Source organism: Bartonella sp. AD24XZML, from assembly GCF_042196485.1.
GTDB lineage: Bacteria > Pseudomonadota > Alphaproteobacteria > Rhizobiales > Rhizobiaceae > Bartonella.
In genome coordinates this window covers 76,668-93,737 of sequence record NZ_JBHIQH010000006.1, presented here as the reverse complement: position 1 = coordinate 93,737, position 17,070 = coordinate 76,668, and the positions used below count along the sequence as shown (strand labels likewise).

9 protein-coding genes are annotated in these 17,070 nt (G+C 37.5%); 6 read left to right on the top strand and 3 right to left on the bottom strand.

From position 1 onward, the window contains the following. Positions 1–662 precede the first annotated feature (662 nt). The 6 genes from accD to tsaE all read left to right on the top strand — a co-directional run bounded on the left by accD (position 663) and on the right by tsaE (position 9,080). Complete coding sequence (gene accD, locus ACFIMX_RS00500; protein ID WP_375617476.1) at positions 663–1,583, top strand: acetyl-CoA carboxylase, carboxyltransferase subunit beta; 921 nt, start codon at positions 663–665, stop codon at positions 1,581–1,583. Positions 1,584–1,587: 4 nt separating this feature from the next. After that, positions 1,588–2,907, top strand: a complete 1,320-nt coding sequence (locus tag ACFIMX_RS00495) for a bifunctional folylpolyglutamate synthase/dihydrofolate synthase (RefSeq protein WP_375693888.1) — start codon at positions 1,588–1,590, stop codon at positions 2,905–2,907. Positions 2,908–2,949: 42 nt separating this feature from the next. Next, positions 2,950–3,948, top strand: coding sequence for a complex I NDUFA9 subunit family protein (locus tag ACFIMX_RS00490; RefSeq protein ID WP_375617474.1), 999 nt, complete (start codon positions 2,950–2,952; stop codon positions 3,946–3,948). A gap of 712 nt (positions 3,949–4,660) precedes the next feature. Beyond that, entirely contained in the window at positions 4,661–6,058 is a 1,398-nt protein-coding gene (ahcY, locus tag ACFIMX_RS00485) for an adenosylhomocysteinase (protein ID WP_375617473.1), read from the top strand. 34 nt (positions 6,059–6,092) lie between these two features. After that, entirely contained in the window at positions 6,093–8,558 is a 2,466-nt protein-coding gene (locus ACFIMX_RS00480; RefSeq protein ID WP_375639485.1) for an ATP-binding protein, read from the top strand. Positions 8,559–8,609: 51 nt separating this feature from the next. Continuing rightward, positions 8,610–9,080 carry a tRNA (adenosine(37)-N6)-threonylcarbamoyltransferase complex ATPase subunit type 1 TsaE gene (gene tsaE / locus ACFIMX_RS00475; protein ID WP_375617471.1) on the top strand — a complete coding sequence of 157 codons (471 nt, stop codon included), beginning with the start codon at positions 8,610–8,612 and terminating at the stop codon, positions 9,078–9,080. A 679-nt stretch (positions 9,081–9,759) separates the two neighbouring features. Here tsaE and trxA read toward each other — a convergent pair. The 3 genes from trxA to addB form a co-directional block, all read right to left on the bottom strand. Further along, positions 9,760–10,083 (bottom strand): thioredoxin, encoded by a 324-nt coding sequence (gene trxA, locus ACFIMX_RS00470; RefSeq protein ID WP_375611361.1) that lies wholly within the window; start codon positions 10,081–10,083, stop codon positions 9,760–9,762. Between the two features lie 177 nt (positions 10,084–10,260). After that, on the bottom strand, positions 10,261–13,737 hold the full coding sequence (addA, locus tag ACFIMX_RS00465) for a double-strand break repair helicase AddA (protein WP_375693887.1): 3,477 nt from the start codon (positions 13,735–13,737) through the stop codon (positions 10,261–10,263). Positions 13,738–13,739: 2 nt separating this feature from the next. Further along, positions 13,740–16,859 (bottom strand): double-strand break repair protein AddB, encoded by a 3,120-nt coding sequence (gene addB / locus ACFIMX_RS00460; protein ID WP_375693886.1) that lies wholly within the window; start codon positions 16,857–16,859, stop codon positions 13,740–13,742. Between the last annotated feature and the right edge of the window lie 211 nt (positions 16,860–17,070).

The window sequence follows — 17,070 nt, the reverse complement described above, 5'->3', positions numbered from 1 at the left end:
ATGGTGCCGCTTTGTACTTTCTATTTCAGTAAAAACGGATAGCATAATGTCTTTTATACCATTCATGGAGAGTGTATACTCTTCATAAGAGAGTTTTGGAAATTATTGAAAGATATCTGTGTAAAATAAACACGTAAATGAGTAATATAATGGTATTTTGAGCGTATTCTATTTTAATTGTGAAAAGCACGCGCTTTAAAAAACCTTTTGAAAAAAATCTTGCTCTGATGTTAGCGTTTCGCTAATATGATGTCGTCTTATACAGTATTTTAAATGGATTATTTTAGCCTTATTAACGGCTTATATTATAAGGTTTCTTTTCTTCAGAACCGTTGATACAAGTGATTAATTGGATATTCATTTTTATTAAAAAATAAGGGATTTGTTAACCATCGCAAGGAGTGAATTTTAATACCAAAGTAAAAAAAATAAAAACATGTAAGTTCTTAAACTTATGAGAAATTTGTTATAGAGAATACTCTTCATAGATATGATTGTTATGATATTGGAAAATTAAAAAGTTAAAAAACAAGCTATACGTACACTGATAAAAGTATTAAATAGACTCCTTTGTTCCATCGGTAAAGCAAATGTGACTGCTTAGGTTCATATTCTTTCAAATCATGCGAAAGATGTGTAATATTTAAAGGAAGGTTATAAAGATGAACTGGATTACAAATTATGTTCGTCCTAAAATTAACTCTATATTGGGGCGCCGTGAAATTCCAGAAAATCTATGGATTAAAGATCCTACCAATGGTGAAATGATCTTCCATAAAGATCTGGAAGCTAATCAATTTGTAGCTCCCAATTCTGGCCATCATATGCGTATCAGCGCTAAAAATCGTCTCATGCATTTCTTTGATGATGGCGTTTATACAGCTCTTGAAAATCCAAAAGTTGTAACAGATCCTTTAAAATTTCGTGACGAAAAACGCTATATTGACCGGTTAAAAGATTATCGTTCTAAACTTGGTGTTGATGATAATATTTTAAGTGCACGTGGTACGATTGAAGGCTTACCAATCATTGCAACCGTTCAAGATTTCGCCTTTATGGGTGGATCACTCGGTATGGCTTCAGGAGAAGCTATTATCAAAGCTTTTGATACTGCCATTGCCGAAAGGCGTCCGCTGGTTCTTTTTTCTGCTTCTGGTGGCGCACGCATGCAAGAAGGAACGCTCTCGTTGATGCAAATGCCTCGTACAACTGTAGCGATTGAAATGTTGAAAGAAGCAAAACTTCCCTATATTGTTGTGCTGACTAATCCAACCACCGGTGGTGTTACTGCTTCTTACGCCATGCTTGGTGATATTCACATTGCCGAACCTGGCGCTATGATTGGTTTTGCTGGTCCACGCGTGATTCAACAAACTATACGCGAAACCCTACCAGAAGGTTTTCAAAGTAGTGAATATCTGCTCGAACATGGTATGATTGATATGGTTGTATCACGTTTAGAAATGAAAACAACGATTGCGCGTCTTTTACGTTTGATGATGAAACGCCCTGCTGTTTTTAACCCTTCCGATCCATCTCCTACAGACTCTCAAACATCGCTTTCTACAACAAAAGCAGCTTAAATTTATGCAACAAAGCCAAATACAAAAGGTGGTAGATGATTTACTAAAAAATTATCCGAAAAAATTTGATCTTTCTTTAGAGCGTATTATTCACCTTTTAGAGCGTCTTGGTAATCCACATTTAAAACTTGCCCCTATTATTCACATCGCTGGAACAAATGGCAAAGGATCTGCCTCAGCAATTTGCCGTGCTCTTTTAGAAAGTGCAGGATACTGCGTTCATGTCTATAGCTCACCTCATCTCGTCAACTGGAATGAACGCTGCCGGATAGGTCAAAAAGGAGGTGGTCAACTTGTTACAGAAAACCAATTGGCTGAGACAATCCGTGAAATTATAAAAGTAAATCGTCAAGAGCCGATTACTATTTTTGAAATTTTTACAGCCGCTGCCTTTATGCTGTTTAGTATACATCCAGCTGATGTTGTCATTTTAGAAGTTGGATTGGGAGGACGTTTTGATGCTACCAATGTCATTAACAAACCAGCTGTATCGCTTATTATGCCCATCGATTATGATCATGAGAACTTTCTTGGAAACACAATTGCTCAAATCGCTTTTCAAAAGGGGGGAATTATCAAACCAAACGTTCCAGTAGTCATCGGGAAGCAAAATTATGAAGAAACTCTTGCTACTTTAATACCCCTTGCCGATAAAAATAAAGCACCTTATTCTCTATTTGATCAAGATTATCAAAGTTATAAAGAACATGGACGTATGGTTTTTCAAAACAATCAAGGTCTCATGGATCTTCCCCTTCCTAACCTTATTGGAGGCCACCAAATTGCCAATGCTGGCGCATCTCTTGAAGCAGTCTATCAAGCGGGCTTTCAACTTTCAGAACAAGCCATAAATGATGCTTTGAAAAATATCTATTGGCCCGCACGGATGCAACATCTTATCCAAGGACATTTGGTTGATCAACTGTCTCCTAATATTGATTTATGGTTAGACGGTGGTCACAATCCTGCTGCTGGAAAAGTTATTGCAGCAGAACTTACACAATGGAGAAAAAAAACAGATCGTCCTATTATTATGATTGCTGGCATGCTCAATACCAAAGATGCTGTCGGTTATTTTCGTTCCTTAGTGAACCTTGTCGATAAAATATATACGATACCGCTAATTAACAATAATGCCAATATCTCTCCAATAAAATTAGCTGAATCAGCGCAAAAAGCAGGAATCTTTGCTACTCCACAAGCACATCTACAAGATGCTTTGCATAAGATTAGAGCCGAATATAAAGAGGCAATTGTCCTTATTAGTGGTTCCCTTTATCTTGCGGGAGATATTTTACGTGACAATAAAACACCTCCATGCTAGAAATTGATTATTTTAAAGCTTTGAAAGATAGACTTTTTAATCATGCAACTTGATTGTGCACTTTATCAACATCCTAAACTTATTACTGTTTTTGGCGGATCTGGTTTTGTAGGACGACATGTCGTTGAAACTTTGACTAAGCGGGGATATCGCGTTCGTATCGCTGTTCGTTATCCACAAAAAGCTTATTACATGCTCCAAATAGGAGAAGTAGGACAAACCCAAATGCTTAAAACGGATATCAAGCATCGTGCCTCTGTTGCACGCGCGTTGCTTGGAGCTGATGCGGCAGTGTTTTTACCTGGTAGCTTAAAACAAGCAAATCAATCGAATTTTAAAAACACACAAATTGATGGTGCTTACAATGTTGCTGAATTAACAGCACAAGCTGCTATTCCACTCATCTATATGTCAGCACTTGTGGCTAACGAGAATGCTTCATGTCTTTATGCACGTGTTAAGTTTATGGGTGAACAAATCGTTCATAACAAGCATCCTCAAGCAATTATTATCCGTCCATCCGTTATCTTTGGACCAGAGGATTGTTTTTTTAACACCTTAGCAGATTTGTCACGTTTTTTACCAATTATGCCTCTTTTTGGGGGTGGGCAAAGCAAATTGCAACCCGTGTATGTTGGTGACGTTGCTGAGTTTATCGCGCGCGCTTTAGATGGACAGGTTGCTTGGGGAAAAAATTATGATCTTGGTGGTCCCCAGATTATCACCTTTCAAAATACTCTTGAAAATATACTCAAAATTATTCACCGTAAAAAAACAATCCTATCCATGCCTCTTTCTGCTGGTCTATTGATTGGAGGAATTTTGGGAACTATCGGTAAATTGCCTTTTGTACCAACACTCGTAACAGTCAATCAGATACGTTTTTTGCAAATGGATAACATTGTTTCTAAAGAAGCTATAGAGAATGGATATACTTTAGAAGGTGTAGGTATTACCCCCAGAGCAATGGCAGCATTCTTGCCAAGTTATCTCTGGCGATTTCGTCCACATGGTCAATTTTCCCAAAACCTACTCGTCTAGAATAAATTCTTCCAAAACTAAGTTAATTATTTGATTTATAATTCATAGCGCGTCGTTAGCGGTTTTAAAATCAGAGTATTCAATAGAGTGATGTTTTTACATTTTAAATACTCTATTCAGTATCACAAAAAATGTTTAATCGTATATCTATAGTCTTTTGATAAAAATCGTTGAAAACAGGAGAAAAGTACTTCTTATAAACTGTCTTTATCCAAGAGCAGGTGCAACATTGGAATCCTAAAGAACCGATTCTGAACTGCCTATCCATAAACAGATAATCTATGGCTTTGCATTTATATTATTTTGCTAAAAAGCTTAGTCATGAGATTATAGTAATTCTTCCTTTTTCAACAACCGCATAAGTGAGTAGAATACGAGTATACTACTTTCGATATTATCCCATAAAAATCGATATAAAAACTGTAAAGCAATGCACCATTTTTATTATTTAAAAGGTATTCCCTCTGGAGACTTTTAAAAGCTTTAAAGTTACGTGAAAAGGATAGAATTTTGTTTATATAATAAGACTTATCATGAAGATCTCCTATTCTGTCAGTAACATCACTACTCAGATCCATAAATGCATATTTGTTGCACAAATTTATGGAGATTTTAAAAGAGCTTTTTCACATAAAGAAGTCCTCTTCTTGTCTTGCATTTTTTTTTAATTTCTCCTACCGTCTTGGAAAAACTTATTTTAAAGGAATGAAGAATGGCAGCTCAAGATTTTGTTGTCAAAGATATTGCACTTGCCGCTTATGGTCGTAAAGAACTTGATATTGCTGAAACAGAAATGCCTGGTTTGATGGCTTGTCGTAAGGAGTTTTCTTCCAGTCAACCTTTGCGCGGAGCGCGTATTTCTGGCTCATTGCACATGACAATTCAAACAGCTGTTTTAATTGAAACATTAAAAGCGATTGGCGCCGATATACGGTGGAGCTCTAGCAATATTTTTTCTACGCAAGACCATGCAGCAGCAGCTATCGCCGCAACTGGCATTCCTGTATTTGCCGTTAAGGGTGAAACATTGGAAGAATATTGGACTTATATAGATGCAATCTTCCAATGGCCAGATGGTAATCCTTCCAATCTTATTTTAGATGATGGAGCTGACGCCACAAACTATATTTTAATGGGAAGTCGTGCAGAACAAAATAAAGATATTTTATCGCATCCCAAAACAGAAGAAGAAGAAATTTTTTTCAAACAAATACAAAAGCGTATGGATGCAACGCCAGGTTTTTTTACACGACAGCGCGCAGCGATTAAAGGTGTAAGCGAAGAAACCACAACAGGTGTAAACCGTCTTTATCAGTTACAAAAAGAAGGACTTCTACATTTTCCTGCTATTAATGTTAATGATAGCGTCACTAAATCAAAGTTTGATAATAAATATGGATGTAAAGAATCATTGGTCGATGGTATTCGACGTGGAACAGATGTGATGATCGCTGGTAAAACTGCCATTGTCTGTGGTTATGGTGATGTAGGAAAAGGTTCAGCAGCATCTCTTTCTGGTGCTGGGGCTCGTGTTAAAGTAACAGAAATTGATCCTATCTGCGCTCTTCAAGCCGCTATGGATGGCTATGAAGTTGTTAATTTGGATGATGCTGCTTCCAGTGCTGATATTATCATCACGACAACAGGCAATAAAGATGTTGTTCGTTTAGATCATATGCGACAAGTAAAGGATATGTGTATTCTTGGAAATATTGGTCATTTTGATAACGAAATCCAAGTCGCTGCCCTTAGAAATTTGCCATGGACAAATATTAAACCACAAGTTGATATGATCACCTTTCCCGATGGAAAACGCATCATTTTGCTCTCTGAAGGACGTTTGTTAAACCTCGGGAATGCGACTGGGCATCCTTCTTTTGTCATGTCAGCCTCGTTTACTAATCAAGTTTTAGCGCAAATTGAACTTTTTACCCGTGCAGAACACTATACAAATGAAGTCACTGTTTTGCCTAAACATCTTGATGAAAAGGTAGCACGTCTACATCTTGATCGGTTAGGAATAAAATTAAGTGTTTTATCAGAAGAACAAGCCGCTTATATTGGAGTCTCACCACAAGGACCTTATAAACCAAACCATTACCGTTACTAATACGTTTCCTTGGGTTAAAAAAGGGAAAGATATCGTGCGCAGCTTTGGTGACTATAACCCCAAAGAAAAAGCTCAAAAAATGATCCGAATATATACGTATATATTTTGCCTTTTTTTCTTTTTTTCTCCAACATGCGCTGTTGCTCAGTCATTGGAAGGTTATTTACCATTTTTCTTCACTTTGCCGAATGGTCCATGGCTGCTTTTAGCGCTGTGTGGAGGAATTTCTTGTGCCTTACTTCTCACGTGCCTAGCTGTTATCATGCGTGCAAAAAAAACTGCACAGAAGACTTTGAAGATAATTCAGGCAAATTTTTCTGAAAAACTTAAATATTATGAATGGCTTCTAGAAGAAACCGAGCAATTCCTCCTTATTTGGGAGAATCCAACAACCTTACCCCGTGTCGTTGGTGCCCTTTCTGCATTGCAAAAAATAGGAATTGATCAGAAAGATTTTCAGCGTTTTGAGCTCTGGGTTGAAGAAAATTCTCTGCGAGAACTTGATTATACATTGACTCAACTACGTTGTAAATGTCACCCTTTTGATCTTTCTATCACCACCACAAACAATGTACTGCTACAAGTTACAGGAGTCATCGCAGGAACAGTCGCTATTGCTCGTTTTCAAGATATCTCAAAACAACAGAGTGAAAATGCTCGTTTACAGAAAGATATCGCCCGTCTTCTTACTGAACTGAGAATGCAGCGTAATCTTCTTGATCTTATTCAAGAGCCCGTATGGATAAAAGATTGTGAAGGAAAAGTTTGTTTTATCAATCGCACCTTTAGAGAAATAACAGACTTTCGTGAAGACAGTGATGACGTGGGGGATCTTTTCAATGAAAATACACAACGCAAAACAGATGAAACAGAAACAATTTTTCAAGAACATGTTCATACGGTTATTGGTGGAGAACGGCATCGTTTTCATCTCACACGTATTACAACAGCTGAAGGGATGGCAGCTTTTGCACGTGATGACAGCGCATATGAAAATCTTGCTCATGAATTAAGATATGTTCTTCAAAGCCATTGTGAAACACTTGACCAAATTTCAACAGCTGTAGCCATTTTTGATACAAACCAAAAATTAAAATTCTGTAATCATGCTTTTAAAATTTTATGGCCGTTGGAGAGTTCTTTTTTAGAAAGTGAACCAAGCCATACATTGTTTCTTGAACGTTTACGTGAAAAGGGGCTCATTGCTGAACACCCTGATTGGCGCGCATGGAAAGAAGAACTTTTAAAAGCCTATTGGCAAACAGAATCGAACCAACAAATTTGGAATCTTCCAGATGGGCGTACGGTGCGTGTTGTCTCGAACCCTCATCCACAAGGAGGTGTCACTTGGCTTTACGAAAACCTTACAGAAAAAATTGATCTTGAACGCCGTTATAATACACTTATTAAAATACAAGGTGAAACACTTGATAAACTTTCCGAAGGCGTGGTTGTTTTTGGTACTGATGGACGCCTTCGTTTATCGAATCCTGCCTTGTCGAAATTGTGGTCTCTTCCTTATAATTTACTGGTAGAAGGAACCCATATTACACAGTTACAAAGCCATTGTTCAGCCTTAACCTTGGGGCAAGAATGGGATCAATTTACCAAGTTCATTACCGGTTTTGCTGAAAAACGTGAAACATTTTCAGGTCGTATAGATCTTAAAAATGATATGATTATTGACTATACTCTGGTCCCTCTTCCTAATGGACAAACGATGCTTACTTTTGTGAATGTTACGGACACTGTCCATGTTGCGCGTGCTCTTCAAGAAAAAAATGAAGCATTAGAAAGTGCTGATCGTTTGCGTAATGAATTTGTCCAACATGTTTCTTATGAATTGCGCACACCTCTCACAAATATTATTGGATTTTCCGATATTTTACGTGATCAAATTTTCGGCTCTATCAATGAACGTCAACAAGAATATCTTGAACACATTCATTCAGAATCAGGAACTCTTTTAAATATTGTTAACGATATTCTTGATCTTGCTACCCTTGATGCAGGCATTATGGAGTTGGACATAAAATCGGTTAACATTGCCGATGCTATGATACAAGCAGTAGCACGTGTAGAAGATCGCCTTAATGGACGGCATATTACGCTTTTACAACAAATTTCTCCTTCCTTAAATTCTATTTCTGCTGATGAAAAGCGCTTGCATCAAATTTTTGTGAATGTACTGAGTAATGCTATTAATTTTGCAACGGAGGCGAGTACTATTGAATTTTGCGTCGATGAACAAGATGATAACATTGTCTTTAGCGTTCACAATCAGGGCTCTGACATCCCAGAAGACGTCCTTGATCGTATTTTTAAACGTTTTTCTTCCCATTCACACCATGGTGGGCGTGCGGGAGCGGGTCTTGGCCTTTCCCTTGTAAAAAGTTTCGTTGAACTACACGGTGGACATGTTGAAATTCTTACCGGTTCTGGAAAAGGAACAACAGTTAAATGTTTTTTCCCACTCTCCAAAGGAGATACGATTTTTTAATTTTGACCTTTATGATAACAAAAATTTTTCATCCATTTCATGGAACTTTTAATGAATTTTAGTTTTTTTCTTGAAAATGAAGAGGCAACAAAGCTTTTTGCACAAAATTTAGCTCTTTCTTTAAAGCCAGGAGATCTTGTAACCCTGCAAGGAGATCTTGGAACTGGAAAGTCAACCATTGCACGTACAATCATTCAAACACTTGCGAACGATAACACTATGGATGTTCCAAGCCCTACTTTTACTCTTGTGCAAAGCTATCAACTTCCAAAGTTTGAAATTATTCATGCTGATCTTTATCGCCTTTCTATGGCAGAAGAAATTGATGAATTAGGGCTTCATGAAGCTCGTGAGAAAAATATTTTACTTGTTGAATGGCCAGAAAGAAATACAGCTCTTTTAGAACTTGCCACTTTTGCACTCACCTTACACTATAAAGAACATGGGCGTCATGTAACAGTTAGATCAGCGCAACATTCCATTGAATGTTTGCAACAGTCTTTCGCAATTCGTACATTTTAAAAAAACATGAACATCATCATTTTTTAATTTGATAATACCTCAATACTACCTATGAAATCTGAGATGATGGACAACATAAAGAAGGCTTCATGGAGGTACCAACCATGGAAGATGAAACGAAATGCTGACTCTTTCATATAACAATGACATAAATTGCAAAGGACAGCCGTTAATTTATAGGAATTCATCAATTTATTTTAGAGAATCTGATACCTACAATTTTGATTCTAGAGAATAGTATAAGAGAATTTTAAATTGAAGTGGTACCCCTTTAGAAGAGCATTATATAACCTGTAGTGAATTGCTTGTTTCTTTCTGCTTAAAAATTGTGAGCTTCAGAAAAGTAATTTGCAAAGTTTTTGCTTAAAATCTCCTTTTATGTGTTGAAAACACTATCTATCTCAATAGTCTTATCTAAGAAGAAATACCTTTATGAAATTATCATTCACCTAATATTTTTAACGCGCCTATAAGGAAAGAATTGCCTATATTCTTCATACAAAGCAATTTTTTATAAAAAATAGTCAATTGAAACATGCATAAAAGCATGAATTCTTAAATTCATTTAAAATTTTGATTTTTATTGTCTTTTCATTATAATATAATGCAAAAAAGAATATTTTAAAAAAGTCAAAAGGAGAGACAAAATTTCTCTCCTTTATAGTGATTATATGTGGAATTAACTAAGCCCATCTTTTATCCATTCAGAAAGACGTCCTTTAGAGGTAGCGCCAACCATATTCGATGAAATATTTCCATTTTTAAACATTAATAATGTAGGGATAGAACGTACTCCGTATTGGGTAGCCAGTTCCGGATTTTCATCAATATTTACCTTAGCAATTTTAACTTGATTTTGCATTTCTATTGAAATTTCATCCAAAATTGGAGCAATCACTTTGCAAGGGCCACACCATTCTGCCCAAAAATCAACCACAACAGGGGTGGAAGAGGTTAGAACTTCACTTTCGAAATTGTCCTTATCAACTTTTATACACGTCATTTATTTATCCTTTATATTCACTTTTTATAGATTGGTATAATAACAATTCATATCAAGTTATTGCAAAGATAAATTATTAAAGGACTTTTTTACACCAGGGATTGTGCGTTGTGTTTGTTTGAGCGATTTTATGAAAGTAAATAAAGTGTAAAAATGCTTTGCAAGGAAAAGACTAACTTATAAGGCAACTTCACTAAGAAATGCCTCAAGTTTTTCTGGAGGAAGTTTAAAAATTTTGGCTTCTTTACTGTAGATAAGCAGAGCCTGGATATCTTTATCGGGATGAATAGCTTGCAATAATTTTCGATAAAGAGCCATTTGCAACCAATGATGGGAAGCAATAGCAGCTTCATTTTCTGGCGGGGTTCCTGTTTTAAAATCTGCAAAGATAACGCTGTTTTGCGTGATGTAGAGACGGTCAATTTGACCAGAGATTGCTTGTTCTTTTCCACGAATTTTCACAATACCCATTAAGGAGACCTCAGCACGTGAATGCTCAGAGAAAAGGGGTTTGAGATAAACATGATCTAATATTTTCCAAATATGGCAAAGAGCATCTTCTCTTTGGCTCTCATGCCAATGAAAGGCTTTGATATTGAGATAGTTTCGAGCATAATCTCGACGTTTTTGTGGGGGACAATCGGGCAAATATTGTAACAATCGGTGAACGAGATTACCATATTCAATGGAAAAAGCTCTGTTTGTGTTCATGGCTCCTAAAACAGGTGAAGTGGTAAGCTGTTTTGGACTTGAGGACAGCTCTGTATCAGCTTCAATGGAAAGGCTCGCCACTGACGGTTTTAACGGTTTTGGTAACACTGGTTCTGCTGGTACTTTATGAGAGAAAAAAGCAGGCAAAGGTGGTAAGGTTTGGCATTCAGCGGAAGGAACTTTTGAGTTTATAGAAGCAGAAGAAGCAGGTGTAATGCAATAACGCCAAGCTGCAATATCTTCCGAAGAATCTTTTATAGCAAGGGCATGCGGTTCGAGGGCTTTTTTTACGAGTTGTAACCATGTATGAGATGGCGTTTTCGGACCTTTATACCCACAAATAAACAAGCGATCTTCAGCGCGTGTCATTCCTACATAAAGAAGACGCCTATATTCTTCTTCTGCACGCTCTTTTAAATATGAAATTGCTTGTTTAGAGAGTTTTGTATCAAACTTTTCATTGGGATGCCAAATAAAGGCTTGTTTTCCATTCCATTGTGCATTGTTTAAAGGAACTTTAAGCAAGTGAGGCGCATGCTGAGGATGCCAAATCGCACTACCAGGATCGACTAAAAACACAACAGCAGCCTCTAGTCCTTTTGCAGCATGAACAGTCATGATACGAATTTCTTCATTACTTTGTTCAAATTCACGTTTAATTTCTGGTTCGCTTGCACTTAATGTTTCTAAAAAAGCTTGTAATCCTGGTAATCCTGTTTTTTGAATAGTGAGCGTATAATCCATAAAAGCATCGAGCACATCATTTGCTTCAGATCCTAAACGAGACAGAATTTTTTGTCGTCCCTTATCATTGTTCAGAATATAGCTATAGAATTCAAAAACTGGTATTTTATCCACTAAAGCGCGATAATGGTTTAGCTTTTCAAAAGCATCTTTAAAAGATACCTGCGATGATATATGCGCGCACAGACTTTGCCAAAGAGAGCCGGTGCGGTGTGCGGCAAGCTGATAGAGTTCCTCTTCACTAAGAGCAAAAAGTGGGCTTTTTAAAACACAAGCAAGAGAAAGATCATCTTGTGGCTGCAAAACAAAACGCGCAAGCGCCATTAAATCACGGATACTAATATGTTTGGTAAGCTGTAAACGATCAGCCCCTGCTACGGGAATATTACGGTGTTTAAGAGCACGGGAAAGAGCTGAGACAAATTGATCACGTTTACGGACCAAGATCATAATATCACTTGCCCGTATTAAGCGTCCTTTTGCTGGAAGCATTTCGCCTTTTTGTAACCAGTCGGCAATCGTTTCAGCAATTTTTTCTGCTAAACGAACTTCAGGTGTATCTAAATGATTAACAGTTGTATGCCAATCTTGAGGAAAGTCACTCGTTTCTTTGGAAATGGCATCCCATATAACAACTTCACCGGGACTGTGAATACGGATAGCTTCATGCACCGTTTTTGTATTTTCTGCCGAAAGCCCTTTATAGTTTTCTGGTGTTTCAAAAACAAGATCAACACTTTTAAGAACATCTGCTGTAGAGCGAAAAGAATAATGCAGTTGTATTTTTTCAAATTGTTGATTTGTTTGTTGCACTTTTTTTTGAATAATTCGTCCATTTGCAGCAAAATTTTCTGGAGCAGCGCCTTGAAAAGAATAAATAGATTGCTTTTCATCTCCAACAGCAAAAAGAGTCCGTATGTTTGTTCGTTGGCTATACCCTGAAAAAAATTCCTGTGCCAACAGTTGAATAATTTGCCATTGCTCAGGGTTGGTGTCTTGTGCTTCATCAAGTAGAATATGATCAAGTCCCTGATCAAGTTTATAGTGCACCCATTGGCTTGCACCCTTGCGCTGTAACAAATGAAGCGTACGCTCAATAAGGTCATCAAAGTCTAAGAAGCCATTGGACTTTTTTAAATTCTTATAAATTTTGAGATAAATAGCACAGAGCTGAAAAGCAGCCATATTGAGGGTGGCAACCTTTGCGCATTGATATTTTTCTAAAAGAACAGAAAGCTTGTTTTGTTTGTCTTCAAGCATTTGTTGAATAAAAGGCCAAATTTCGTCTGATTTTTTATGAGATAAATGTGAAAAATTACGCGGCTCACCTTTTGTTGTAAAATAAACATCAGAAATAAGATTGAGAATATTTGTCTCATCATGCACCTTTTCTAATTGGGAAAGTTTTGCCACCATATCCTTAAAGCTTTGATTACCATTGGTTTCACAATGCTTAAGAGCATAAAGAGGAAGGCGCGCTGTTTGTTTAATTTGTTCCAGAAGATATTGATTTGTTTCATTGGGCGCTAAGTTAAAAAGCGCGCGCAATTTTTCTTCTCCATTTTCAGATAAAAGAGAAGATAAAAAATCAGACAATTTATGTTGCTTTTCAACTGCCTCATAGAGCAATTGGTTAAAAGTATGTTCGCTAATAACTTGAAGTAACTGTTGCAAAGCAGGTTGTACATCACGACGAGCTAAAAGTTGACGACGAGATTCTTGTCGTAATTTTTTTCGACTGATATCATCGGGAAGTTCAAAATGCCCTGCAATATTGGCTTCTAACATAAATTGATGCAAGAGAGATTCACAAAAAGCATGAATCGTTTGGATTTTTAAGCCACCAGGCGTTTCGAGGGCACGCGCAAAGAGTTGCCGTGCATAAGTTAGTTTTTGCGCATTAACAGTTTTTTTTTCAAACCGTGTTAAGGTTTCTTGCAGCTGTGCATCATCGAGCTCATTCCAACTGGAAAGCGTGCGAAAAATTCGTGATTGCATAACAGCAGCAGCAGCTCTTGTATAAGTGAGGCATAAAATACGTGCTGGAGGCGTACCGTTTAAAAGCAAACGGATAACACGTTCACTTAAAACGTGGGTTTTTCCAGATCCAGCATTTGCAGAAACCCACACGTTTTTTTGGGGATGTGTTGCTGTTGCTTGTGCATCAAGAGCGGCTTCAGGAATAGAAAAAAACGTCATGATTACTCTTCTTTATGAAAACCACTTGACCATTCCCACAACCGAGCCAAATGGTCGTAGTCACCTTCATATCGTTTTGACATGGGGACAGCATGTGAGAGATAGCCTTGTTGTGGATTTTGATAATAAATTATGAGTGCGATAAGATTTTCCCATGCATTTTCAGCAAGATCAACAGCACTTAGATAAGTTTTTCCGTCTTTTTTCTTTAAAAGAATTGATTGGGATTTAATTTCACCTTTTTTGTTAAGGGGAATGTAAAATAAATTTGAAGGTGTAAAATCTTGAAAATCTGGGAAGCCCCCTTGTATGAGTAAAGCTGTTTCTAAAGCCAATTGCGGAAATAATAATTCACGAACTTGTTTTGATAAAGGAGGCGTTCCGGTTTTGAAATCTAGAATTTCAACCGTTTTATCTGGCAAAACATCAAGACGATCAGCACGTCCTGAAAGAGTTACCCCTGTTGTTCCTATAGAAATTTTTTGTGATACAACTTCCGAATATCGCTCTCGCAGTCCTAAACTTTGTTCCCATTGAATAAAGCGTGGAGCAAAATTTTCAAAACTATTCCACCAAATTACTTCAATATCCGGTGGAAAGTTGAATTTATCAAATTCTTTACGTCCAATAGAAAGCAGTACATTGAGTGCATTTGCATCATTTGGATTTTTCATTTGTGTACAAAAAGCCGCCAGAATAGCGTGATAAAGTGTTCCACGTTCTGAAGCGCTAGGATCATGAATAAGTTCTTTAAGTGGTTTGAGCCTTAAGATTTTTTTGGCATAAATAGCATAGGGATCATATCGCAATGTTTCTATTTCAGTGACTGAAAAATGGCGCGGGCGTATATCAAGAGGTGGAGAAGGGCAAGGACGTTCCACCTCAGAAGTTATGTTTGTATGATCAAGCATCTTTGCCCAATGGCGTAGTATTTCACCTCGTTCACGGATTTGTTCCCAAACCTGTTTTCCTACAACTGTTTCCATGCGTTGTAGCCAGCGTGATGGAATGGAAGGCGTATGATTAACGCGCAATGCGCGACTCATCACCACTTTATCCATTCCCATTGCCCATTGAAAATCATGCGCAGAAAGACCAATACGCTGCTCTGGTGGTTCCAGAGTTAACATCATTTTCATCGGTCGCGATAAAAAAGCATCATTTCGGGTTGATATCGGCCATGACCCTTCATTAAGACCGCCGATGACCACTGTATCAACCGTTTGCAAACGCGATTCCAAAGTACCCCAGATGAATACACGTGGATGTCCTCCAGGCGAAGGTGCAACGGAACGAGTTGCTATTATAGCAGAAAACATAGCAGGCCATTCACAAAGATGAAATGTTAATCCTGATTGATCACTGACCAATTCACGTAAAAACTTTGATAGGGCTTGTCCTGCTTCGTGTTGATAAAGATGTGCAAGAGAATTATCCTCATTGCGACCAAAATTTTCAAAAACTTCAACAGTTGCTATCGCAGCTTCGTTGATGGTGCATTCTTTCTCTTGTTTCATAAGAGATGTTAAAGGTTCAACAGCTGTCCTCAAAAGATGACAAAGGAAACGTGCTTCTTCACATTTCTGCTGATCAAGAGCGTTGATTTCAGAACTATTATGAAAGTATGTTTCAATCCATTTTTCAAGAAATTGATCACACTCGCAAAGATTGATGCGCCCTGTATTCCCTCGAAGAACAAAAAGTTCAAAATTTTCTGCCATTTCCCGTAAACGATGACGATTTTGTTGGAGTGTTGTAAGGGGATGTTTAAGAAGAGAAAGAAAAGCAATGGGATCATCAGGTTGCAATACATTTTCTAAGATAAGTCGTAAGAGAGTTACAGGCAATGTTTGGGCAAGTGGTATTCCCCCTGAATCATTTGCTTCAATTCCAAATCGTTGTAATTCCACGGCAACACGGCGTGCTAAATTACGGTCATTTGTAATAAGAGCTGTGGTTTTTTGGGGTTCTTCAATAGCTTTGCGTAAAGCAACAGCAATAGCGAGAGCTTCTTCACGTTCATTGATAGCTTCAATAAATGACCAGTCTGCACAAAGAGCCTCATAATCGTTACGGACAATTTGTATCCATTTATCTGTCGTAGAAGCTGGTCGAAGTGCCTCTGATAAAAGAGCCATTCGTCTTTTCTTTGTGCTACTTTGTTGGCCAATTTCGCAAACATGATGACGTTGACACTCCATGAGAGAAAGAAGTTTTTTTAAATGATATTGAGGATGGCTAAAAACATTTTCTGCTGGATCAAAAAAATCGCAAGCTGTTTTTTCTTTATTGCTTGTGCTTAATGCATTCCATTGTTCTTCATCCATATGGATATCAAGACCAGGAAGAACAACAGCCCCTTTGGGCAGAGAAGCTATAACCTTTAAAAGATGAGAAACTGCGGGCATAGAACCCGACACACCAGCTGCAATGATCGGTTTATCAGGCAGCATACGTCGTAAAGCCTCTGCATGCATTGTGAGTGCTTGATTACGCCATTCAACGGGATTGCTTCGTTGTCTTTCTTTCAAGATTTTGGGCCAATTTTGCGTAACAATAGTCAGAAAGTCAAGCGTTATTTGCCACCATTCAGCGACCATATCAGGTGCAATATCTTTAAGTTTCGACCAATCTGCTCCTTCTGTTTCAATTTCATCCATCAAATGCGCTAAATCCTGAGCAAACCAAATTGCATCAGCACTATGAGCCGGAATAAGCACATCTTCTGTACCAAACATGGCACGCAGATGCGCAGGTAAATTTTCACGCCATGGACGAATAAGGCGCGCTAAAAGCAGTAAGCGTTCACTTTTTCCAATGGGTGGATTCAGAGTGCTGGTATGATTTTCAACAAAAAGGAAACTGTCTTCATCGACATCTCCTAGAGCACGAATAGTTGGCAAAAAGGTTGATTGTGTATTACTTCTTTCAACAAAAGCTAAACGCAAAGCGCGCGCAGCACGACGTGTCGGAACATAAATAAGGCTATCAGCAAGAGCAGTTTGAATATCTCCATTGGGAGCAAAATTATCAATAAGGGTACCAGAGAGCAGTGCATCAACAAAGTGAGGCAAAAAATCCGTTCCAGAAGATATAGAAAAGACACGTGATTTATAAGTCATATGATCTCATATTGGGAATAACAAATTTCATCTTATTGATTATTTGCTTTATTTTGACTGTATACAATTTTCATACAAGAAAAAACTGAAAAGCTCTATTTATACAGGAGATTTTTAACTGACATTCAAAATACTTAAATATATGAGCTTATCTTAAGCTATTGTGAAAAAATATATCAAAATTTTAAAAGACGTTACAATTACAAATATA

Excerpts from the sequence above, each read along its gene's own strand:
- ahcY (WP_375617473.1), top strand. The coding sequence starts at position 4,661 with ATGGCAGCTCAAGATTTTGTTGTCAAAGATATTGCACTTGCCGCTTAT.
- addB (WP_375693886.1), bottom strand. The coding sequence starts at position 16,859 with ATGACTTATAAATCACGTGTCTTTTCTATATCTTCTGGAACGGATTTT.
- accD (WP_375617476.1), top strand. The coding sequence starts at position 663 with ATGAACTGGATTACAAATTATGTTCGTCCTAAAATTAACTCTATATTG.
- addA (WP_375693887.1), bottom strand. The coding sequence starts at position 13,737 with ATGACGTTTTTTTCTATTCCTGAAGCCGCTCTTGATGCACAAGCAACA.
- tsaE (WP_375617471.1), top strand. The coding sequence starts at position 8,610 with ATGAATTTTAGTTTTTTTCTTGAAAATGAAGAGGCAACAAAGCTTTTT.
- ACFIMX_RS00495 (WP_375693888.1), top strand. The coding sequence starts at position 1,588 with ATGCAACAAAGCCAAATACAAAAGGTGGTAGATGATTTACTAAAAAAT.
- ACFIMX_RS00490 (WP_375617474.1), top strand. The coding sequence starts at position 2,950 with ATGCAACTTGATTGTGCACTTTATCAACATCCTAAACTTATTACTGTT.
- trxA (WP_375611361.1), bottom strand. The coding sequence starts at position 10,083 with ATGACGTGTATAAAAGTTGATAAGGACAATTTCGAAAGTGAAGTTCTA.